Raw genomic sequence first — 23,260 nt, forward strand, 5'->3', positions numbered from 1 at the left:
TCACTCGCTTTATAGAAATCTTTCACTTACTTAAACAAGTTCAAAAACACACCCATTCATCTATAGATTTATCTATAAATATATAATTCACATTGTTATAACAATCTCCTTCTATACACTTGAAAGTATTAATCCACTATAGTTTTTTTAAACATAGAAAATAACCTCTACTTTCCGAGTAAAAAGTAGAAGTTTTAATCAAGCCATTTGCTCCCTATCTCTATCAATAACTACTTTAAAAAACTCAGAGTAATGCGATAAAGAATAGTCCGCTACATCACATTTATCTTGAAACATACATGTTAAAATACCTAATTCCTTTGCAGGCAATAGATCTAACTCTCTATCTCCAATTGCTAGATCAATATTGTACTTTTTATGTAAATGATCATAAGCTAAAGAGTTTGGTTTTCGAGGGAAACCATCGTCAATTGTAACCATATCGACGAAGTATTTGTCCCATCCATAATACTTTAAGATTTCCATAACTCCTGCCCTATGTTTATGTGTCATAATCACGTTTTTATGTGCAAATTTCAAAATCTCTTCGACACCTTCAAAGGGTTTCATATCTTTTGGAGTAAAATTTCTCTTCAAAACCTTAATCTTTTCTTCCTGATCATTTGAAATATTGTAATACTGAATTGCGTGGGAATATGATATTTTTAAGTTTCTGTATATTTCTCGTTTATCTACTTCATCACCTAATATTTCAGAAAGCATCATTGTATATGCAGGATACGTATCAAATAACGTCCCGTCAAAGTCCCATAATATATTCATTTTATACACCTTCTATTTTGTACTTACTTATATTGTTACATATTGCGTATTACGAAATCCGCCTTATCCCTCGGCGATTCCACTTCCAAATAATACTCCTCAGCTTTCCAATACCTACTTTGAAACTTTGGAAGGTTTTTTTGCGTTTCCTCACTCTCACGTAGAAACCTCGTCTCTCTTGAACAATCCAAATACACCATATAATGAAAGAAATCTCTCCATTCTTTTCGCTGCAGAAAAACTCCTTCAACAATTATTACACCTACTAAAGGAAGCTGTATGTCCTTCATTTCACATGTGTCTGTTTCATCATGATAGAAAGGCAATTGTATTTGTATATCGCTTTGTAACTTTTGAAAAAGGTTTCGCAGCAACCAATCGATATCCCATTGAAGATTATAATACTCATACCACTCCTCAAATCCAGTAGCATATCGTTTATTACGCTGCGTAATGTAATCATCAATATGGAATATATGAAACAGGATTCCACTTTTCTTCATATCTTCTTCCAACTCTTTAACCAAAGTTGTTTTACCTGAACGACTTAGTCCGTCTATACCTAGGATAAATCGCTCATCTTTATGTTCCTTAATAACTTTCATTATTTCACTTGTGCTCATTACTTTTGCCAATCTTCTTTTAATAATGAATAAACGACCGTATCATGAGCAACATCATTTTGAATCATATATTTTCGAAGTAATCCTTCTTCTTGAAATCCGGCTTTTTTTAATAAATTACGGGAAGCTTCATTTTCTATATATACGACAGCTGCAATTCTTATGAAGTGCAACGTTTCAAACCCGTAAGCTAGCATTGCTTGCAGTGCTTCAGTTGCGTATCCTTGCCCCCAATATGTATCATCTAGCTCATAACCAATTTCAGCTCGTTTATGATGATTGTTAATTAAATGAAATCCACACGTACCGATTAATTGATCCGTACCTTTCTTCTCTATCCCCCAGCGAAACACACTTCCCTCTTCATTACGCTTTCTAAACGTTTGAATAGTCGTTTTCGCTTGCTCAATATTTTCAAAAGGGTCCATTCCGAAATAACGAATAACGGATTCTTTTGAAAAATAATGGAACATTGTTTCTCCATCTAATAGTGTAAGTTCTCTTAATAGTAAACGTTCTGTTTCTAATTTCGGAAACCCCATCCTCTTTTCCTCCTTCTATTCTAATGAACTACAAATTTCAATATAATTACCATCTGGGTCAGAAATGTAAGCAATTGTTTGTCCCCATGGTTTCGTCATCGGTTCAACTAGTACCTTAACTCCCTGTTCTTTTAATTCCACAATTGTTGCCGTTACATCCTCTACAACAAACCCTAATTCAAAATGAGAAGACTGTAATACCCCTTCTGTAAGAGGTAGTCCTGTTAACTCCTTAACATCCTCTCGCGTATTCATTGCTAAAATTGTAGATCCTGTTTCAAATTCAATATATGTACCGTGTTCAGCTCTTATTGGTAATTTTAAAATTTCTTTATAAAACTGAAGACATTGTTCAAACTTTTCTACATATAAAATAATGTATTTCATTTTTAAGTTCATAATAATTCCTCCTTTACCTTCACCTCTAAAAATTCGACAAATGTTTTCAAAAACCTTGTACCTTATAGAGTCGAGCACAAAAAAATGAGGCCGATTTCTCGGCCCCCAGCTTATTGGCATAAAACAGGAGATTTGGTTTGGACATAACCAGTTCTTACATAGTATTATATTTTATTTTTTCTGAATTTTAAATACAATATACACCTATTTATGTTGAGAAAGTTTTTTTACTTGCATAAAATCATACCGCTTAAGAAATGCTACAAATGGAGGTGTATACATATGGAACCAATGCTATGTCCAAGCTGTAAAACGAACCGAACTCGCTTTAATATCCTTGAGCAACAAGTAAAACCAGTAAAGTTAAATCCACAAACTGGTCAAGTAGAAGAAGAATACACAAATGAAACGATGAACGCTTTTCATATGGCTTATCAAGGACCTACTTACCGCGTCCAATGTGCTGTATGCGGGCTTGTTGAAAATCCAGAACAATTTATTAAACCGGCTCAAAATCAGTCTTTCTCTTAAATATTTCCCTACCCCCTATCAATTTTCTATAGGGGGTTTTTCCGTTTTACGTAAGCAAGGTGGACAATTGCTGTTTAATCAAAGGTTCCTAATTCATCTACATGTCTACTATTCATACACCGTCATATATTTTTCTTTTCCACACAAATATAGCGGCCCAATAGAATCAAAGAACAGCTAAGCCTTGCGACCCAAAGTAAGGAAAATTTGATGAAGCAACAACCTGCAACCTTACTAGACTACCATCACTTTGAATATTAAATACTGACACTGTACCCTGATTTCCATTAAGGGTGTAAAAATGTCGTCCATCTTTACTCACTCCAACATCCATCGGAAGACCCGGTGCTGTCCCCGGCGGTGTACTAGTAATATGCCTTACTACTGACAGTACTCCATTGGGGGCGATTTGGTAGGTGGAGATGGTGCCACTTAAAGTGTTCGTAGTGTAGGCAAAACGTTCATCCTTCGTTGTTATAACCCAACAAGCAGTTTTATATCCGTTTTGTACAGAGCCGCTGATTACGTGAAGAGTACCGTCATTGCTCAATGAATAAGATGACAACGCATTTGAAACTGCTTCTGTAACTAAGAGAATTCCGGACGATAGAAAGTAAGCACCCAATGGGCCTTTACCGTAAGAATCATTAACAATTGGTCCTGTAACCGTACCATCTTTATTTACATGGAAGACACTGAGATGGTTTGATGTAAGCTCGGAGACAACAATTTTACTACCATCCAGGGTGAAGAGAACTTGTGCGGGCTGAGCATTAAAGGTACTGAGAGCATGAGTGGATCCTGGAATAGGTGTAAGATTTCCCTTATCATCTATGTGAAATCCAGTAATATTTGATGCAAAATTGTTTGCAGCATTACCTACATTGGAGACATAGAGAAGATTATCATACACACCAATGCTATTGGGCTGAGCACCTCCTGATGGCTTTACATCCACGAAAATCGGTACCCCGTTATCTGCTATGATAAAACTACTGATACTATGACTGCCTGCGTTAACTGCAAATAGGAAACGACCATCACGGGACAAAGTCAGAGAAGCTTGTGATGCTAGAGGATCTATACCATCGTTTGCCGTTTCTGTAGAAACTTCCTTTATACCAGTACCTCTTCCGTAAGTTCGGTAAGAACCCACAAAGGTGAGCATTCCATTCGTATCCATATGAAAAGCAACAATGTGATTCATTACTTCATTATTAGTCATCATGTATACCATACTCGCACGAGCACGAAAATAATTGTTCATTCTCTGCATTTTATGACTCTCCTCCCTTCATAATTTTATATGGTTCTTTTTCCATTTAAATTCCCATGCAAATGGAAATTGATTTAGAAATATCTCTTACTCATCTCGTAGTTTCTTTAAGTGAAAACCTTATTCACTTCCATATTATATTTTCAACTCCACACCCTTTTGGTAATATTTACATAAGAGAGGTGAAATAAATGATTTTAAATAAAAAGTTAATGATTCCATCTACATTTCTACTATTAACTTGTCACATAGGTATTTTTTACTTTTGGATTTTCGATTGGAAGAAGATAACAACTCCTTACGGTCTAGCTATATGGATTGTTTCTACTGTTTGCGGCTTTTTACTTTATTACCACTTTAAACATCAAAACTCTAATAAAATAGTATTAATCAGTAGTTCATTATTATTAATTGTTTCTTCATCATTTATGATTTTTTTAGGTATTATTACTAGTATTATCTTTGTAACTGTTAGTTCTATGCCTTAAATATATAGTCTTTTATTATGTAAAAAAGAGTGAACAAAATAAAATTACATAGAAATGAAAGAAGATGATTCCCGTATAATATCTACGAAATCATCTTCTTTTAAAATCCACTCTTTATTATAATATTTCGCTTTTCAATTTCTTAATTTTCCAAGAGATCCTTATAAAGAAATAAACATACATACAGCTAACAAGCCCCATCATAACTTTCGCCCACATTGGCACTATTGATTCTGTTGAATTTAAAAATGTGTTAAACATTAACGGTAACATAGCTATTGAAATAAATGCAATAAATTGTAATAACTCCTTCATTTTTTGCACCTTCGTGTCCTTCTCTGAATATATGTCAGGTAACTCATTTTCCTCTTCTACTTCTTTACAAAAATAATTCCATCTTGTAAAACTCGTTACGCTTTTCCAACCAGACATTTCATATATTTCGAAGTACTCTTGTTGTTTTTCTTTTGAATCTCTATAAACCAATCTAAAATCCGCTTTATATATTACATCTTTCGGCTCAGTTTTCTTAAACGTATACATCATATTATATTTTTGTAACGCCCAGCCTTGCTGATGCATCTTTCGTAAAAAAACTTCTTCTTTTTCTAAATTCCATGCCGTGAAAAATTTAAATACCTTCTTTGTCTCCATCTTCCATTCACTCCCCTAATATACTGTTTCCATTTCTTACAGATCTCTGTAACCTGTTATACTCTAGCTCTAACACTTCTCTCCCAAACGGTGTTAACTCATAGCATTTTTTCCTATCAGTAGATGCTACTTCAACAATTAACTTTTCTTTCAATAACTTCGTCGTATTCCCGTATAAAGTACCAGGACCGAGCTTTACTTCCCCATTTGTCATCTCTTCTACCATTTGCATAATTCCATAACCGTGCATTGGCTTCACTAGTGACAATAATATGTAATATGTCGCCTCAGTTAATGGAATATATTTTTGCGCTTTCCCATTCATTATAACTACCTCCGATACATCGCCTCATGATATATCGACTTGCGATACATCGTGTAACGATATTGTATAATCATATTCCAAAATATGCAAGTGTAATATTAAAATTAAATATCTATTTCTTTGAATTAAAAAATCATACTAATTTTCTGAAAAATTTGTTAAAATATAGAAATATTAGCTCTTTTATAATGAAAGGAATGTTACATATGATTCATAAATTAAAAGAAAATATAGGATCTGTATTTGTTGGTAAGGAAAATGTTATTGATTTACTACTCGTTTCATTGCTTGCTGATGGACATGTACTACTTGAAGACGTGCCTGGTACTGGGAAAACATTACTTGCGAAAACAATTTCCAAAAGTATTGGTGGTAATTTTTCTCGCGTTCAATTTACACCCGATGTACTTCCGAGCGATGTGACCGGTATTGAATACTTTAATCCGAAAATTAGTGAATTTGAGTTAAGACTTGGACCAGTCGTGACAAACATATTACTTGCGGATGAAATTAACCGCGCGATGCCACGAACTCAGTCTAGTTTGTTAGAAGCGATGGAAGAACGACAAGTAACACTTGAAAAGCAGTCTACTCCTCTTCCGAAACCGTTCTTTGTTATTGCGACGCAAAACCCGATTGAATCACAAGGAACTTTCCCTCTTCCAGATGCACAACTTGATCGCTTTTTAATGACGATTTCCATTGGTTATCCGACTCCTGAAGATGAGCTACAAATGATGCGTCGTTTTCGTAATAATGCACCGTTAGAAAGCGTAACATCCGTCATTTCTTTAGAAGACATTTTAGAAGCACAGAAACAAGTGAAAGAAATTTTCGTATCAGAACCGTTAGAACATTACATTATTAAACTTGCTCACGCTACAAGAAATCATGATTACATCGCTAATGGTGTAAGCCCACGTGCCACATTAGCTTTAGTACGTGCCGTTCAGGCATTAGCCTTTTTACGCGGCAGAGAATATTGTACGCCTGAAGATATACAATTTTTAGTTTCTTCTGTTTGGAATCACCGTATCGTCTTATCAATGGAAGGCGCGTTACGTACGACAAAAAATGAAATCATGCAAAGGATATTAAAAGAAGTGGATGTACCTGTGGAGATTGAACAAGCATGAATGGACAGCGCGTTGTAACTGTACCTTTATTTTTTCAACTCCATATTATTCAATTAACTGTGCCAGGCGCTATACTATTTACGTTTTTTCTGCCACAACGAATGATTATGTTTCTCTTTTTCTTCTACTATTTATTTGCGATTTTCATTTATAAATATGTCGCTTACATAGAGAAAAAATTTCAAGTTATAAATGAGAAACAAACAACTCGGCTTTTCCCTGATGAATCTGGACAGTTTTTTATTCATTTAAAAAATGGGGCAAATATACCACTCGTTAATGGTGTTTGTTATTTCCATTTAAATTCGTCCCTTATACCGCATAAGGATCAAGGGATTGAACAAATATCAAAAACATTATTTTCTTTCCCATTTTCTCAACCTGCCCATTCGGCGCAAAAATGGGATTTAACATTAACTGCAACGAAGCGTGGTGTATTTCAAATTGAACAGTTCGAATGTGTATTAAAAGATCCTTTTCATCTTTTAACTGTACATTTACCTGTCTTTGATAAATTAAGAACTGAAATTATTGTGTATCCTTCACCTAAAGAAGTAGCAGGTTTGCAAGAACTTCAGCAACTATTAAACGGTTCTTATCGAACGAATTTCTCTTTTTATAATGATGAAACATCTATTATCGGTGTAAAAAGATATGAACGTGAGTCTTTCCGCTCTATCCATTGGAAAGCATCTGCTAAAATGCAGGAATTACAAGCCAAGCAATATGAACCTGTAAAAAATTATAGTTGGACGATTTGTCTTTCTTTAGCTGCTGATCGAGGATTCGGTTGGAAAGAGAATATAGAAGACCTTATTTCATTTACCACATACATTTGCCAATACGCAACGAAGCATCAAATACCGTTTGAATTGTTTATTAGTGTATTAGCAGAAGGTGGTCCCTTGTATTTACCATTAAACGAAGGACAAGCGCATTACGGGAAGGCATTAGAGGAATTGGCACGTATTTCAGATGATAGTACGCTACTTCCGAAACAAGGATTTCTTCACTATGTAACGAGAAAAAGGGAGCGCTCGTCTACAATGATATACATTGGTTTACAGAAGAATGAGCTTCCTCTTCTAACACAACCTACGTTTCTCATTAATAATGAAGGGATGGTGGAACCAGTTGAAAACTTGGCTCTATCACGTTAATGACTTTATTCTACTCCTCCTTCTTTCATTATTAACGGAAAGAGACGAGCTAGTTGGTATTGCTATATTTTTAGCAACAGGTTATATAGGAGTAGTTCTTATTCATAAATTAATGAAGAAAAAAACAACAGGATTTGTAATACTGTTAGTTCTTCAAATAGTCGGTTTTTCTTTATTTCTACCTTTTTCTCTTTTTGGCACGATTATATTACCGCTATTTTTCTTTATCGTATACGCGGTCGGACCTGGATATCCGGTTCAAAAATCGTTAGGCGGTATTGTATGGTTTGCCGTTATAGCTATATTTTATGCGCCTTTTCCTCCAGTATGGAAATTGTTACTATTAGTTTTACACATCATGATTACATTTTGGTTAACAGGTTCAAATCGTAATCAACAGCTATTACGTTTCACTTCTATCATTACGATTGGAATAATTAGCGCTTTACTTATTCCGGTATTTCCTTATATTCGGCTTCTTTTTTCTTATATCATACAAGTAGTTGCTTTAGGATTTGGTTATGCTTTAAATCCATTGTTCTCGGCAGCTGCATTAAAAGAAACAGACGATTTTTGGTCGAATAAAGGGAATTTGAAAGATCCTCAAATTAAAGAGGAATTGGGGCAACGTCCTTTTGACCCAACCCTTATAAATAGTATTACAATATTGGTCTGTACAGCCATCGTTATTTACGTCGTTTGGAAAATAATAAAAAAAAGAAAACATTTAAGTTTACCAAATATGCCTGTCTTTGAATCTACAATACTTACTGATAAAGACGGCATTAGCCAAAAACAGTTCAAACGAAATAAACCACCAAATAACGAAATTCGAAAAGAAATTTTCAAACTTGAGAGTAAACTATCCCCTCCTATAAACCGTGAACGAGGAGAAACTGTTGAGGCTTGGTTAGAAAGAATAAAACATGAAGAAGATGTAAATATTCAGAGTCATATTATTGTAGACGCTTATAATGCAGTACGTTATTCGAATAGTGAAAATGCTGTACTTTTGCATGAATTTAAAGAAGAGGTTCATAAGCTTTATGCTTATCAGAAGAGTTTGAAGAAGCGGAAGAAATAATGTAACAAAAAGACTCCTATTAAAATAGGAGTCTTTTTGTATACTTATACGTCACTTTTCAAACTTAAGCATTCTTCCCTGCTTCAATTTCTAAAGATTCTTCATGCCACCAAAGTGTTTCTTCAGGGTCTTCTTTAGCAATTTGGTGTGCTTCTTTCTTCGATTCTACGGTAGGATAAGATCCTTTTAATGCACGTCCTGATGTTGTAACAAACAGTACACTAAATGCAACTAATCCAATAATACTTACACCTGTTAAATAAAATGCCGGTGCGAGCGGATTACCAGTCGCATGAACTAAGTATGAACATACGAGCGGTGTTGTCCCACCAAATATGGATACAGAAATGTTAAAGGAGATAGAAAGTGCACGATAACGTACATCGGTGAAAAAGAGTGCTGGTAATAACGAAGGCAATGTTCCTTCATAAACACTAAGGAAGAAACCTAAGACGAAAATACCCGCAAACATGGCTACAATATGTCCGTTACCAATTAATAAAAATGCTGGAATTGAACATAATGCTAAACCAATTAAACCGATTTGTACTACGCGCTTATTACCAACTTTATCACTTAATTTACCGAAATAAAGTGCCAGTGGAATCATAAGTGCCATCGTAATTGAAATAATTAATAAGCCAGTTGTTTCTTTGACTTTTAGTACCTGTGTTAGATAAGAAGGAATATACGAAAGGATCATATAGTTTGTAATGTTAAAGAAGGCAACAATTACTGTGCTTAATAAGAAGTCTTTTTTGTGATATTTTAATATATCCATAAATGAAAATTGTTCGTTGTCTTCAGATTCCTCTTGTGCTTTTTCCATCTCTTGAAAGATTGGAGATTCATCTAAATGACGTCGTAAATATAAACCGACCAAACCAATTGGTGCAGCAATTAAGAAAGGAATACGCCATCCCCAGCTGAGCATTTGCTCATCTGTTAACAATAACGTCAAAATGGTAACAATTACCGAGGCAGCAATGTAACCTGAGAGTGTTCCAATTTCAAGACCACTACCGAGTATACCACGCTTTTTATCTGGAGAAGATTCTGCGATATAAACCATTGCTCCTGAATATTCGCCGCCTGTAGAGAAGCCTTGAATCATTCGAGCAACTAAAAGTAGTATTGGTGCCCATACACCAATTTGTTCATAGGTTGGTAGTAATGCGATGAATAATGTAGAAAGTGCCATTAAAATAATAGTCGTACTTAAAACAATCTTTCGGCCATATTTGTCTCCTATTCTACCAAAGAAAATACCTCCAATTGGTCGAACTAGAAAGGCCGCCGCAAATGTACCAAATGTAAGTACAAGTTGCAAACCACTATCATTCACACCCGAGAAGAATAATTGACTTAATATTACCGCCAAATATGCGTATAATCCAAAGTCAAACCACTCCATTGCATTCCCAATGCCAGTAGCAACGACTGCTTTCCTCGCTTGTTTTGGGTTTACAATATTAACATCTTGAGGTCCAAAATCTAAATCATTATTTTGTTGCATATAGTAAAACAGCTCCTTATTTAATTTAACTTCTTTCAGCACACCTTCTCTTACTAGAATCAATTCAATACGAAGCACTTAAGGAAAAGCAACGTCTCCTTATCTGTTATTATTGTTTCACATAATTAATTATTTGTCCAATGAGATGCTTTCTAGGTTAAGTAATTAGATATTTTAAAAAGCTGAAAAAGGCGCTGTATGAGTGCCTTTTTCAGCTTTTCATTTTAATATATAAATTTATTTTTCCACCCCTATTTTCTTCCTGCGCGAATTAAAAATAAGGTATTTTTTATATTTGTAGTTTCATAAAGTGAAACTATAATCAGTGGGAGTTTACGGGAGTTGATGCGGGATAAATATTTTTAAACATTTGCTATCGCTTCTACTCTATGAATAGCGGATATAAATTCATTAATAAATGCATCAATTTCCTTTTCTGTAATTATATACGGAGGGAGTAAACGGATGATATTCCCTTGTGTAACATCGACTAACATCCCTTTCTCCATTAATTCAAGCTGCAATTTCTTCACATTTTCATTCGTATCATTCACACTAATACCAAACATCATCCCCGCATGACGTACTTCTTTAATATAATAAGCATTTTCTTTCTGAATTTCTTGCAATTTATCATTTAAATATAGTGAAGTTTCATATGCTTCTTGCATTAAACCATCATCAATTAATGTTGTTAATACCGTTAAACCTAAAGCTGTTCCCATTGATGAATGTGCAAACGTTGTTCCGTGATCTCCTGGTGAAAATACATCACATAGCTTTTCACCTACAATGATTCCTCCTAGCGGTATCCCGCCTCCTGCTCCTTTACCAATTTGAATAATATCTGGTGTAATATTGAAATTTTGATAAGCAAATAGTTTTCCAGTTCTGCCCATACCACTTTGTACTTCATCGACTATGAGAAGTACATTATATTTATCACATAAATATTGAACACCATGTAAATATTCACTTGATAAAGGATAGATCCCCCCGCTTCCTAAAACAGGCTCTAGCATAATTGCAATGGGATGTTCCTTAACAATTATATCTTCTAATTCCTTTATATTTTCACGCTCCACTTCATATACAGGAATAGATGTTTTAGGGAAATTTTGATACACATTTTCTTGTCTCGTAAAATGTAGCGCCCCTAACGTTCGCCCGTGGAAACTACCTTTCAGCACAACGACTCCATCACGTTCTTCATTCGTAATAGATCTATATTTATCAATTAATTTTAACGTTGTTTCTGTTGCTTCCGTACCAGAGTTTGTAAAAAAGACTTTTCCATTTTTTAAAGAGTTATCAACTAATTTCTTTGCATACTCAATCGCAACTGGGTTTAAAAAATGAAAAGGAAGATGCAACGATTTCGTAACTTGCTCCATTGTCGTTTGCACAATTTTAGGGTGATTGTATCCTAATACGTTTACTCCTACACCAGAAAATAAATCTAAATATGCTTTCCCCTCCACATCATACAGTTTACACCCTTCTCCTCTTTCCATCGCAACCTTCGTACGACAATACGTAGGCATAATATATTCTTTATCTAATTGAGACCAATCCGACATGATAAATTCCTCCTAATTTTTTTCCCTGTTTTTAATTTCTATTAACAAAAACTATTTATATAGATACTCTTTAAATTTTCATTTTAAGTATTTCTTTCACGATATTTATTTTTTCATAATTTCCTCTATTACAACAGGTCCACTGCATATGCATTTTTTTCATCTAGCGGTATGTTACTAATTTGAACTTCGTATGTAATACATAATCAAGGCTATAGAATCATATTTAGTAACAATCGATGAAAAAAAAATTTGGAGGCTAAATCGATGAATGAAAAATATGATAAACAGAGGCAATCTTTATTAGGAGAAGACCTTAATCAAAATCGAGAACTTAATGAACCAGCTAAACTTCACTCTCAAACAGTTGGTTCACGTGGACCTGTTTTAAAGCAAGATAGTGTACTGCATGAGGGGTTACAAGAATTTATTCATGAAAAAATTTTAGAAAGACCGGTTCATGTAAAAGGTTACGGTGCATTCGGTTATTTCCAAACGATATATCCGATGTCAGAACATACTAAACTAAGTTTTTTACAAAATTCTAATGAGAAGGTTCCTGTTATGGTACGGTTTTCATTAGCTGTTAGTACGAAAGGAACACCTGATACTTCTAGAAATGTACGCGGTTTTGCTACAAAATTTTATACAAAAGAAGGTGTTTTTGATCTTTTATGTAATCACATTCCTGTCTTTTCTGTTCGTGATGCGATGCGTTTCCCTGAAACTATTAAAGCGCTCTTGCCTTCACCTAAAAATAACTTAATAGACCCTAATAGATTTTGGAGTTTTGTCGCTAGAGCACCAGAATCCATTCATTTTGTTGTCCGTTTATACTCTGATACTGGTACGGCAAAAAGCCTTCGCCACATCCCAGGACACAGTGTAAATACATATGTTTGGAGAAATGCTCAAGGCAATCGAAAGTATATAAAGTATCATTGGTATCCATTTGAAGGTGTACAATTCATTACTAGTGAAGAAGCAAATAAACTAGCTGCGGAAAACCCTGATTATAGTGGGAAAGATTTATACGATGCAATTGAGGCTGGTAAACCCGTGGAATATGGTTTATATGTCCAGCTCATGGATCCGAAAGATGAAGCACATCTTTCTTATGATCCTTTAGATGATACAAAAGTATGGGATGAAAAAGCATATCCTCTTATACCCGTCGGTAAAATGGTATTAAATAAAAATCCTGAAAATTATATGGAACAAGTAGAAAAAGTCGCCTTCTCTCCTTCTAATTTACTGGATGGCGCAGAATTGTCTGATGATAAAATGCTGCAAGGCCGTGCTAATATTTATAGTGATTCTCAAAGAAGAAGAATTGGACCTGAATTTCGTAAATTACAGGTTAACCAACAGCAAGATTGGACACCTGCTAATCAAATTACAAGCGGTGACGGAAGATACGTTGAAGGCAAACTTGAAAGAACTTCTATAACTAAGCAAGACGACTTTGGGCAGGCTGGTGAATTTTATGCGAAGTTATCACACATTGAAAAAGAACATCTCGCTGAAAATTTAGCTAGTGATTTGAAAGTTATATCCAATGATATTAGAAAGGTAGTTTTGGGGTATTTTCATAAAGTGTCAGCTGATTTGGTAAAGAGGATTGAGAGTGCGATGCAAAGACTTTAAGAATATAAAAAACGTCATTTTTAATGATTAAAATGACGTTTTTTTATGGCGAACTTACTAGTGATTTCTATCGACCAATTTACATTTATTAACGAAAGCTTTCCTCTTCAAGATTTTCGTTACCTCATTTTATATTATGGTACTCATTTCTCTTTTTCAGATAATCTTTTTCACATTGTAACGGTTTGTATTCCACTATTTTTCCTGGCTTCTTTTTCGTTTCGGTAACGATCCATTCCCCTTTTTCAAGTTCAAGATGTTTTATTACATTTGTATCGTCTATTTCTTTATAAAGTAAAAATGCTTCAAGCGGCTTTACAAACAACCTAGGCTCTCCTCTATATCCACCACTTTCAAAAGCTTTAGTTAACGAATTATAATAAGTATCATCAACCCGGCCACCATACATGAAGTGTGCAGCTTCTAAATCTCTTTTATCAACTTCCCAAAAGCTATTTTCATCAAAATTCAAATTAAACGTGGATTTAATATCCCTCATTATATTTTTCACATACTTTTCATCTCGAGTTTTTCTTTCTTCGAGACAATCAGAAGATAAGCTTGGTGCATCTGATTGGGAATGTACAACGTGTTGTATCGATACACATAATACAAATACGCTTAAAATATACAATAGTTTTTTCATATTTACGTATCACCTCAAATAATGTAGATACTATATTATTTGAGGCTTAAGATATTCTTATGCTATAAATGAGAAATGTCCTATAAAACAGACTTTTTATAGGACATTTCCTTTTAATATTGCTTTATCCCGCTATTTGCGGGTAGTATAACTCCCACCTCAAAATTCGGCAAATGCGAGGAAGTTAGATGGAAGATAACTGCCCATAAATGCCCGATTGGTGAAGACTAATAATCAGTGGGGATGGAAAAAACCCCCACTGATTAAAGTTTCACTTTATCAAATTCACCGGTGAAGCAAGTACTTTACTACTTTTCACATCATATAATCCTATAGGTGTTACTCGTATAAAAGGCAAGTGCGTCGCAGAAAAGAATAAAATCGTAAATGCTGGATCGTTATAAGCGTAGCCTCGCTCTTGCAGTAATTTCACCATCTTTTTCTCTTCCTGTACTAATTCACTCATATTTAAATCAGACATAATCCCGAGCAACGGTAATGCAATTTCGTGTAACACTTCATTTCTTTCCGCTATTACCATACCACCACCAAGCTCTTTTACTCTATGAAAAGCTGTAAGCATATCTTCTTTACTTTTTCCAATAAGAATGATGTCACCTGTACCAGAATAAGAACTTGCAAGACCTCCTAATTCTTTCGCAAAACCTTTCACAACTGTATTCACTCGCCAAGTGCCATCACGAGCAATCATCATAAGGAAACATTCATCATGATCAATGGACAGTTCATCGCTATTTAAGTCGATTTCACTTACATATGGTTTGGAAATAACATCATTTAATAGTTTTATACCTGTTGTTTCAGAGAAAATCATATCCTCTTTCTTTAAAGACCAATCTAATCGTAGAGGTATTACTTGAAATTTATCCCACTTTACACGTAATGATTCATTTTTATTTAATCCATCATGTTTCACCCATTGTCCTTTTGCGATAACATGAATTGGAGTTGGGTTTTCTTTGCTTTCCAAAATATTAATATTGGCGATTCTACCTGTGGCAATCGCACCATGTAAATGCTCCATATTATAATAACGGGCAATATTATAGCTTGCCATATGATAAGCATCAATTACTGGTATTCCTTGCTTTATCGCTATTTCTATCATCCTATTCGTCAATCCGTTTTCATAAAATGACGGATGTGAACCATCTGTTGTGAAAAAGAATCTATCAAATTGCTTAACACCTAATTCTAGTAGTTCTTTCAGTAAAACTTCTAAATCTGGACGGATTGAAGAGTTTCTAAGAGAAACGGTGTAACCTTGCATAAGACGTGTTAATGCTTCCTGCCCTGTCATCGCTTCATGATCACAGTCCGTACCTAACAACTTTAACTTCACTAATGTTGTTTCAGACGCACCTGGAAAATGACCTTCTACTTTCTTCTGTAACCGCTTTGTTTCCTGTACCCAATTTAACATTTCATCATCGTCATTTAATAATTTGGGCCACGCTGTTAACTCGCCGCCCTGAAGAACATCTTCATGGTTAAGCCATTCCATTATTTCTTCACTATTAAATAAAGATTCCCCATTTTGCAGTTCAGTCTGCCCGTCAAAACGGCACCACCAATACATACTCGCTGGAATCTTTTTAAATTCATCTAATAAACGAAATGCTACTTCACGTTGTAATGTGAAAAATAAAGTTAAATTATCATTAATGAAAGTTGTTGTCCCAAATTGCATCGCATGATTTGCTAACGTCTCTGGATTATACAACTGATATGGATGCGCATGCGGTTCTATGTAACTTGGAACTATATACTTCCCCTCGCAATCAACGACTTCACATTCATGTAATTGCTCTGGCAATTTTTCTCCTACATATACAATTCGGTCATCATAGATCCAAATGTTTGCTACAGTCCAATCACGTAAATAAGAATTTAAATACGTTGCATTCTTTAATAAAATGTGCGGACTTCTCTTGCCGTCTATTACTTCAACATGTTCTCGTAATTGTTTATTACTCCATTTAAAATGATTTTGTGCCAATGTATTCAACTCCAAATCTATTAACTGTTATATTGGTTAAAACAAGAAATAGTTAATCAACTAAAGTATTTTCCATTCATAACTCCTCTGTAAAACCCTCTATAACTTTCATTATATGGAATGGTTTTAAAAATAACAATTTTCAGAATCCGAATCATACCTCTTTGATCCATAATAAAAAGAATGTCATGCAACTGACATTCTTTTTATTTTTATACTAAGCTATAAGATTGACTTTCACTTTGAAATACACTTGTATCGTATTTATGTTCTACATAAACTTGATTACCATAGATACTAATACTGTCCATATTTGCGAAATTTAAAAAGCACCTCTTTTTTATACACCTATAACAGAATCCAATTCGCTTTCTTTTCATCTATTTATTAAATTCAATTTGCATCATTTTATTAAACTGCGTAATAATATCAATCGCACCTAAAGAGTTAATACTGACCGCCAATGTATGTTTGCCTCCAATTACTCCCCCAACAAAAGTAGTAAATCCAGGAATTGCCCCTCCGTGACCCCAAATTGAAACACCGTTTGGAAGTTTAGTCTCATAGATTCCAAGACCATATCCGTCACCAACGCCTTCTCCTTCTGTAGGAACTGTAGTAAGCATTTCTTTTAATTGATTCTCCTTCAGTAACTTACCACCGAGTAAAGAAGAAAAGAACTTATTTAAATCGTCCGCATTTGAAATCATATCTCCAGCTGAATTAGCTAAACTCGGATTATAATACGTTATGTCTTTCAACTCGCTTGTTCCGTCAATTTTCATATACCCTCGAGCATGATTCTTTCCTGGGATAACGGTTGAATTCCCTGGTAAAAACGTATTTGACAGATCCAAAGGTTCAATAATTCGCTTTTCAATTTCTTCTGCATAACTATTTCCAGTTATTTTTTCAATAAGCATCCCCAATATTACGTATCCTGTGTTTGAATACGACCATCCCTTACCTGGCGAAAAATCAGGTGGTAGAGAAAGCCCCATTTTCACTATTTCTTCTGCTGTATACGTTTTTTTCGAATTCATTATGTCAGCGTCTTTTGACTTTAAATATTCAGCTATACCACTCGTATGATTCAAAAGTTGACGTATCGTAATTTGATTGCCATCATACCCATTTCCTTGAATGAGACCCGGTAGCCACTTTTCAATTGGATCGTCAAGTTGTATACGATTTTCTCCTACTAATTGAAGAACAGTCGTGGCAGTAAAAGTCTTCGTCACACTACCAATCCGAAAGCGATATTCCGATTTCATCGGTTGCTTTGTACTTAATTCCGCCACGCCAGCTGTATAACTACTAGTTTTTCCGTTGTTAGACGTCTTAGCTAATATCCCTGGCGTTCCAAGCTGTACTGTCTCCTGCATTACTTGTTTCCAACCATTTCGGTTCTTTTGATCATGTGATTGTGACGGACTAGATAAATTTTGAACAGACTCTGCTTTCACAGTAAAACCTGGTGTGAATAGAGTAGTACCCGCTAATAAAACTGCCAAACTTGCTAACTTAATTGAATTACATTTTTTCATAAGGCTCTCTCTCCTCTATTAATATCGTATTGATAATTCATTCGTACAACCCTTTTCTTCACTAACAATATAATGCCTCTATTTTAAGTACTGATAATTTCGTTCCTAACAACTTGTAACTTTCACTTTTTGACATACATGCTGTGCCAAAAAATCACTACTATTTCTTGCAATACTCCATTATCTAATTGATTATTTAAGTTAATTTCTTCCCCCTTCACATCAAGTTATACTTTAATCCTATATGATAAATCTCTCTTTTTTCTTATCCATTCCTTACAAAATGCTTACGTTCAAATTTTGATACGATAAGCTGAGGAAGAGTTTTGCATGAAAATAAAAAGAGAACATAACAAAAGTTATATTCTCTTCCCTTCTTATTCATATCGCAAACATTCAATCGGTTCTAATTTTGCTGCTTTATTTGCCGGTAGTATACCAAATACAATACCGATAAACATAGATATTCCAACCGAAATCAGTCCTAAATTTACTGAAACAATAAATGACCATTCTGCGAATATCACAATTAACCATGCAAAGAATACGCCAAGCATAAATCCAATTAAGCCACCTAGTGCTGTTAAAATGCAAGATTCAATAAGAAACTGCATTAATACTTTACTACGCGTTGCACCAAGCGCTTTTCGGATGCCAATTTCACGCGTACGTTCTGTTACAGATACAAGCATTATATTCATAACACTGATGCCACCAACTAATAACGAAATACCAGCAATTCCCCCAAAGACCATTTTCATCATATTCGTAGACTCGTCTAAATCCCCCATAAACTCATTTCCATCCTCTGGAGCTTTGAATTTATGTTCAAATTTAGGCGATTTAATTTCATTTATACGTGCTACTGCTTCTTTCCCAACACTTTCCCGATCATCTCTAGAATGTAATTTCACTGTGACCGTATCATATTCGCTTACTCCTGAAATTAGAGAAGTGAATATGAGTGATCAAAATAAGGGATAATTCTATTCGATTCATCCCCCTCTTTTCACAATAGTTCAACTATCTATTACAAACTATGTAAATTCGAGAAAAATAAAACTACCTGCCTCCAATAGACCGTAGAGAACAGATAGTTTTGATCTTTTTCAAATTTCATTTTGAATCGAAAAATTCATAAAAAACGTCATCCTTTCTGTGAATTTTCAAAAAAATAACGTTTTTCTCGTTATATAGATATAAAATTATTTTAGCTTAATGTTGATGTGGAAGACCCCTTTTGAATCGGTATGTTTTTTGAAGCTAAGCTTACAATAATAGTTATTACGATATTAATAAATAATGCGATTGCTCCTGTACTAATGTCATTAATAGTGTGTGGGACTGTTGGAAAAAAGGTTGCGATTTTTATATTAAAAATCGTAGCATACAATACAAGGAGCACTCCTGTAATAATTCCAGTCATTGCACCATATTTATTAATATAATTTTTTTTGGAAAAACTAAGGAATAATGCAGGTGCCAATTGTGCGATAAGACTGTATGACATGATATTTAACATTGCAAGTGCTGTCCCGCCAAATACTGTGAAGATTAAAGCAGTCAAAGAAAGGAAAATGATGAATAGTTTTGAGGCTACTAATTGTTGTTTTTCGGTAGCTTTTGGAAAAATAACATTGTAAATTCCTTTTGTTAAGCCCACAGATGCAGACATTAACATAACGGATGCTGGTACTAAAGCCGTTAATAAACCAGCTGCTCCAACTATTCCGATGACCCAAGGATCAAATGTTTGAATAGATAATCTTAAAAGAGAAAGATCTCCATCAGCTCCTTGTAAACCAGGGATTTTTACGATAGCTGAAAAGCCAATAAAGAACACAAACAGTAATAATATAGTATATAAAGGTAGGGTAATTGCATTTTTCCGAAGTGTTTTTTCACCATTTGCCGAGAAAACCACAGTGAAAGAAGTCGGCAATAAATAAAAAGATATTGCATTTAAAAGGATAGTAGAGATAAACCACGGTACACTTAGTCCCTGATCGGCTAACGTTAACAATTCAGGTTTAACAGCCTCAACAGACTTAAACATTTGCTCAATTCCACCAAAATAGTGGCTAGGGATGTATAGGCCTAAAAAAATAACTACTCCCAAAATCATAATATCTTTAATCACAGCTGTCCAAGCTGAGCCATGAATACCAGAGAATATGACATATGTTGTAATAACTATTGCCCCTATAATACTTGCAACTATTGGTGAAATAGCTCCAAAAGAAGCCTCTGAAACAATGATCCCTAACCCTTTCATTTGTATACAAATATATGGTATAAGGGCTAAACTTCCCACAATAGCTACTAAAACCCCCATTGCACGACTATCGTATTTAGATGCAAAATAGTCAGGTTGTGAAATAATACCATGTTCTTTACCGTATCTCCAAATTTTAGGTGCAATCCAATAAGATATTATATATGCTAGAAATATATACGTGGGCACATAATATGCAGCAGCTCCTTTGGAATACGCCCAACCACTTCCGCCTAGAAAAGTAAAAGTCGTATAAACCTCTCCAGCTATTAATAGGAATACGAACAAGGTTCCAAAACCTCTGTCACCAACTGAAAATTGCTGCAAATTCATCTTTTTTCCTCTTCTTGCTGCTATCCCTAAATAAAGAGATAGGATTAAGAAAATAAAAATAATAAATAATGATATATTCATTCTGCCTCACTCCCTTTATTATCAGGATCCAGCTTATAAACAATAGTTAAAATAATTGAGGAAAGTACCATCCAAAATACAATCCAAAATAAAAGAAAAGGCATTCCTAATACGTAAGGCTCAATTCTATTTGCAAATGGCAAGAATCCAACACACCCTATAAAAGGAATTAAGAGTAAGAGTTTAATATATTTCAAAATATGCTCGACCTCCTATTTCATAGTTTGAAATTTTATGGATTAAGAGCCAGTATTATAAAAGGATTTGTTAATATGTAACTCCATTTTGATTTTCTGGCATCTAAATCCCTGCTATGCAGAATAAAGGTAACCTATACTCGTTTATTCTTTCTGTTTTCACTTCATATGCGGCAGAAAAAAGACCTGACCACTTCTATTCATAGCCAGATACTAGATACTTTCTCCCGTCTATAAAGAGGGGGTATGTCGTTTTTTAATTGATGTATATATAATTGTAATACCCCCCTTTTATTAACAAATCCTTTTGCCTAGATTTAATTTTTCAACATTAAATCATTCTCCTTTTGATAGACAATTTCTCCATCAATAATCGTTGTCTCCACTTTTAAATCCTTAATACGGTCTGGGTCAGCTTTTAAAATACTTTCACTTAAAATAACTAAATCAGCTAATTTCCCTACTTCTAGGCTACCTTTTATATCCTCTTCAAAACTTGCATAAGCGCCATTCCATGTGTAAAGTTTAATAGCTTCTAGTACACTAATGGATTGATTTGTGCCAATTCCGGCTCCAAATTGGCTTTTTCTATTAACTGCAGTATGAATTCCTAATAAAGGATTATAATCAGTAACCGGTGCATCTGAACTACCTGCTGCAATAATACCTTTATCTATATAATCACGAGCAGCGTACATATAATTAACACGTTCACCATAATTGTGAGCATATATCTCGCCATATTCATATGGAAATGGTGGGTTTGGAATAGGAATGACTTCCAGTTGTTTCATTCTTTCTTGTAAATCTGGGGTTGAAACTCCTGCATGCTCGATTCGATGGCGATGATTTTTCCTTGGTGCTTCTTTTAACGCTTTTTCTACGCAATTTAAATACATTTCAATAGCTTTATCCCCTTGAGCATGTACTGTAATTTGATAGCCTTTTTTATGTGCTTCACCTAGAACTTTATATATTTCTTCCTCACTATAATAAAGAATCCCAAAATTGTTAGGATCGCTGGAGTAGGGTTCCCGAGTTGCAATCGTTGGACCAGAGCTGCTACCATCCAAAAATATTTTAGCCGGTCCAACTCTAAACCTCTCATCCCCTGTACCGGTTACTATCCCTGCATTCATCATTTTATTTACAAATTTATCGGATTCATTTATGGTACCAATTATTGCATATACCCGAACACGGATGTCTTTCGTTTTTATAGCTGTTTGTAACAAACGATAACAATTAGAATCAAAAGTAGCTGCTTCATGAATACTCGTGATACCTCCTGAAATGAAATGATCCGACGCGATTTTAACAGCTTTCATAAGTTCATCATCTGTATAGCTTGCTACATCATTCATCTTCATATTTGCAGCTTCAAATAATTTCCCTGTAATTTCCCCCTTCTCATTTTTTTCAATTATTCCACCTTGAGGGTTCGGTGTCTTTTCGTCAATTCCAGCCTTCTCTAGTGCTGCTGTGTTTACGATACAAATATGTCCACACGTACGAGAAATGATGATTGGATGCTCCGTTGAGATGGCATCTAGCTCAGCAATCGTTGGATACCGCTTCTCCTTTACGCTAGTTTCATTAAACCCCCAAGCTCTTATCCACTCACCTTTTGGAGTTTCCAACGCTTTTTTCTTAAGCTCATTCAGTACAGCTGCAACAGAGTCGATGTGACTTTCTTTACAACTGATATTCAACTGAAACACCCCATATAAAACTAGGTGTGTGTGAGCATCAATAAATCCAGGAAGAAGAGATTTTCCTGCTAAGTCAATAACTTCAGTCTTCTCCCCAATGAATTTATTCATTTCTAAATTTGAACCGAGCCCAATTATTCGATTATCCTTTATTGCTACAGATTCCACTATTGAGTTTTGTCTGTCTGATGTAATAACTTCACCATTGATAAATACTAAATTTGCATTCATACATACACCATCCTTTTTATATAAGTACAAATTGAAAAAACGACATAAAACCTTTCTTTTTAGGCGGGAGAGAGAATCCGTTCATTCATAGAAGCGGTCATATCCTTTTCCTGCCCCACGCCAAGTGAAAACAAAGAGAGAAAACGAGTGCAGATCACCTTTTATTCTTCATAACCGTGACTTATAGGCCAGTAAGTTATAATAGATATATTTGTTAATTTTTATCTATCATCCTATTAGTTATAATAACGCGTCGTTAAAACGCTTTCATTAAACGACATTCCTAGGATAAGCTTTTTCTCTGCTAGTAAAAATGGCGATCCTCTTCCATTCCGATAAAATGAAAAATCCTTGATAAATAGAAAAGATTCTATTAACTACCTCCCCCTATAAATTAATAATTCCGCACTGTACACTTTTATAATGCAAAAATCATGCCATCAATTTGGAACGAAAATACAGAAAATAGACAGA

General features: G+C 34.6%; 21 protein-coding genes and 1 pseudogene. 6 read left to right on the plus strand and 16 right to left on the minus strand.

The features are described from left to right. Window positions 1-198: 198 nt before the first annotated feature. The 4 genes from FT637_RS12770 to FT637_RS12785 are packed head-to-tail and all read right to left on the minus strand — an operon-like array spanning window position 199 to window position 2,347. Entirely contained in the window at window positions 199-783 is a 585-nt protein-coding gene (locus FT637_RS12770; RefSeq protein ID WP_193646609.1) for an HAD-IA family hydrolase, read from the minus strand. Window positions 784-818: 35 nt separating this feature from the next. Continuing rightward, the gene (locus FT637_RS12775; RefSeq protein WP_193646719.1) at window positions 819-1,406 is read right to left on the minus strand and encodes a kinase; all 588 of its coding nucleotides are present in this window, start codon (window positions 1,404-1,406) and stop codon (window positions 819-821) included. Then, window positions 1,406-1,948: a GNAT family N-acetyltransferase gene (locus FT637_RS12780; protein WP_193646610.1), complete on the minus strand. Its 543-nt coding sequence runs from the start codon at window positions 1,946-1,948 to the stop codon at window positions 1,406-1,408. The genes FT637_RS12775 and FT637_RS12780 overlap by 1 nt, the downstream gene beginning before the upstream one ends. A gap of 15 nt (window positions 1,949-1,963) precedes the next feature. After that, entirely contained in the window at window positions 1,964-2,347 is a 384-nt protein-coding gene (locus tag FT637_RS12785) for a VOC family protein (protein WP_193646611.1), read from the minus strand. 282 nt (window positions 2,348-2,629) lie between these two features. On the opposite strand from FT637_RS12785, the gene FT637_RS12790 reads away from it, so the two are divergent. Beyond that, window positions 2,630-2,878, plus strand: a complete 249-nt coding sequence (locus tag FT637_RS12790) for a hypothetical protein (RefSeq protein WP_000433610.1) — start codon at window positions 2,630-2,632, stop codon at window positions 2,876-2,878. A 166-nt stretch (window positions 2,879-3,044) separates the two neighbouring features. Here FT637_RS12790 and FT637_RS12795 read toward each other — a convergent pair whose 3' ends face one another. Then, on the minus strand, window positions 3,045-4,154 hold the full coding sequence (locus FT637_RS12795; protein WP_193646612.1) for a lactonase family protein: 1,110 nt from the start codon (window positions 4,152-4,154) through the stop codon (window positions 3,045-3,047). Between the two features lie 191 nt (window positions 4,155-4,345). On the opposite strand from FT637_RS12795, the gene FT637_RS12800 reads away from it, so the two are divergent. Next, window positions 4,346-4,642 carry a hypothetical protein gene (locus FT637_RS12800; RefSeq protein WP_012261179.1) on the plus strand — a complete coding sequence of 99 codons (297 nt, stop codon included), beginning with the start codon at window positions 4,346-4,348 and terminating at the stop codon, window positions 4,640-4,642. Window positions 4,643-4,759: 117 nt separating this feature from the next. On the opposite strand, the gene FT637_RS12805 is transcribed toward FT637_RS12800, so the two are convergent. Continuing rightward, complete coding sequence (locus tag FT637_RS12805; RefSeq protein ID WP_193646613.1) at window positions 4,760-5,296, minus strand: DUF2812 domain-containing protein; 537 nt, start codon at window positions 5,294-5,296, stop codon at window positions 4,760-4,762. 7 nt (window positions 5,297-5,303) lie between these two features. Beyond that, entirely contained in the window at window positions 5,304-5,621 is a 318-nt protein-coding gene (locus FT637_RS12810; RefSeq protein ID WP_001013435.1) for a PadR family transcriptional regulator, read from the minus strand. Between the two features lie 206 nt (window positions 5,622-5,827). On the opposite strand from FT637_RS12810, the gene FT637_RS12815 reads away from it, so the two are divergent. The 3 genes from FT637_RS12815 to FT637_RS12825 are packed head-to-tail and all read left to right on the plus strand — an operon-like array spanning window position 5,828 to window position 9,001. After that, window positions 5,828-6,757, plus strand: a complete 930-nt coding sequence (locus FT637_RS12815) for an AAA family ATPase (protein WP_193646614.1) — start codon at window positions 5,828-5,830, stop codon at window positions 6,755-6,757. Beyond that, complete coding sequence (locus FT637_RS12820) at window positions 6,754-7,917, plus strand: DUF58 domain-containing protein (protein WP_193646615.1); 1,164 nt, start codon at window positions 6,754-6,756, stop codon at window positions 7,915-7,917. Before FT637_RS12815 ends, FT637_RS12820 begins: the two co-directional genes overlap by 4 nt. Beyond that, window positions 7,892-9,001 (plus strand): DUF4018 domain-containing protein, encoded by a 1,110-nt coding sequence (locus tag FT637_RS12825; RefSeq protein WP_193646616.1) that lies wholly within the window; start codon window positions 7,892-7,894, stop codon window positions 8,999-9,001. The genes FT637_RS12820 and FT637_RS12825 overlap by 26 nt, the downstream gene beginning before the upstream one ends. A gap of 64 nt (window positions 9,002-9,065) precedes the next feature. Here the strand turns inward: FT637_RS12825 and FT637_RS12830 are convergent, their stop codons facing one another. Both FT637_RS12830 and FT637_RS12835 read right to left on the minus strand, forming a co-directional pair. Further along, window positions 9,066-10,517, minus strand: a complete 1,452-nt coding sequence (locus FT637_RS12830) for an MFS transporter (protein ID WP_193646720.1) — start codon at window positions 10,515-10,517, stop codon at window positions 9,066-9,068. A 362-nt stretch (window positions 10,518-10,879) separates the two neighbouring features. After that, window positions 10,880-12,097: an aspartate aminotransferase family protein gene (locus tag FT637_RS12835; RefSeq protein WP_193646617.1), complete on the minus strand. Its 1,218-nt coding sequence runs from the start codon at window positions 12,095-12,097 to the stop codon at window positions 10,880-10,882. Between the two features lie 267 nt (window positions 12,098-12,364). Between FT637_RS12835 and FT637_RS12840 the strand changes: the two genes are divergently transcribed. After that, on the plus strand, window positions 12,365-13,744 hold the full coding sequence (locus FT637_RS12840) for a catalase (protein WP_193646618.1): 1,380 nt from the start codon (window positions 12,365-12,367) through the stop codon (window positions 13,742-13,744). A 124-nt stretch (window positions 13,745-13,868) separates the two neighbouring features. On the opposite strand, the gene FT637_RS12845 is transcribed toward FT637_RS12840, so the two are convergent. The 7 genes and pseudogenes from FT637_RS12845 to FT637_RS12875 all read right to left on the minus strand — a co-directional run bounded on the left by FT637_RS12845 (window position 13,869) and on the right by FT637_RS12875 (window position 22,786). Then, on the minus strand, window positions 13,869-14,390 hold the full coding sequence (locus FT637_RS12845) for a hypothetical protein (RefSeq protein ID WP_193646619.1): 522 nt from the start codon (window positions 14,388-14,390) through the stop codon (window positions 13,869-13,871). Window positions 14,391-14,661: 271 nt separating this feature from the next. Beyond that, complete coding sequence (locus FT637_RS12850; protein ID WP_193646620.1) at window positions 14,662-16,410, minus strand: adenine deaminase C-terminal domain-containing protein; 1,749 nt, start codon at window positions 16,408-16,410, stop codon at window positions 14,662-14,664. Window positions 16,411-16,790: 380 nt separating this feature from the next. After that, complete coding sequence (locus tag FT637_RS12855) at window positions 16,791-17,957, minus strand: serine hydrolase domain-containing protein (RefSeq protein ID WP_193646621.1); 1,167 nt, start codon at window positions 17,955-17,957, stop codon at window positions 16,791-16,793. Window positions 17,958-18,334: 377 nt separating this feature from the next. Next, window positions 18,335-18,703 (minus strand): annotated as a pseudogene (locus FT637_RS30605) (ABC transporter permease); the annotation flags it as partial. A 464-nt stretch (window positions 18,704-19,167) separates the two neighbouring features. Next, window positions 19,168-20,646, minus strand: coding sequence for a sodium:solute symporter family protein (locus FT637_RS12865; RefSeq protein WP_193646622.1), 1,479 nt, complete (start codon window positions 20,644-20,646; stop codon window positions 19,168-19,170). Next, window positions 20,643-20,843, minus strand: coding sequence for a DUF3311 domain-containing protein (locus tag FT637_RS12870; RefSeq protein WP_193646623.1), 201 nt, complete (start codon window positions 20,841-20,843; stop codon window positions 20,643-20,645). The genes FT637_RS12865 and FT637_RS12870 overlap by 4 nt, the downstream gene beginning before the upstream one ends. Before the next feature lie 317 nt (window positions 20,844-21,160). Continuing rightward, on the minus strand, window positions 21,161-22,786 hold the full coding sequence (locus FT637_RS12875) for an amidohydrolase (protein WP_193646624.1): 1,626 nt from the start codon (window positions 22,784-22,786) through the stop codon (window positions 21,161-21,163). Window positions 22,787-23,260 lie beyond the last annotated feature (474 nt).

This window comes from Bacillus cereus (assembly GCF_015071065.1).
Taxonomy (GTDB): Bacteria; Bacillota; Bacilli; order Bacillales; family Bacillaceae_G; genus Bacillus_A; species Bacillus_A cereus_BA.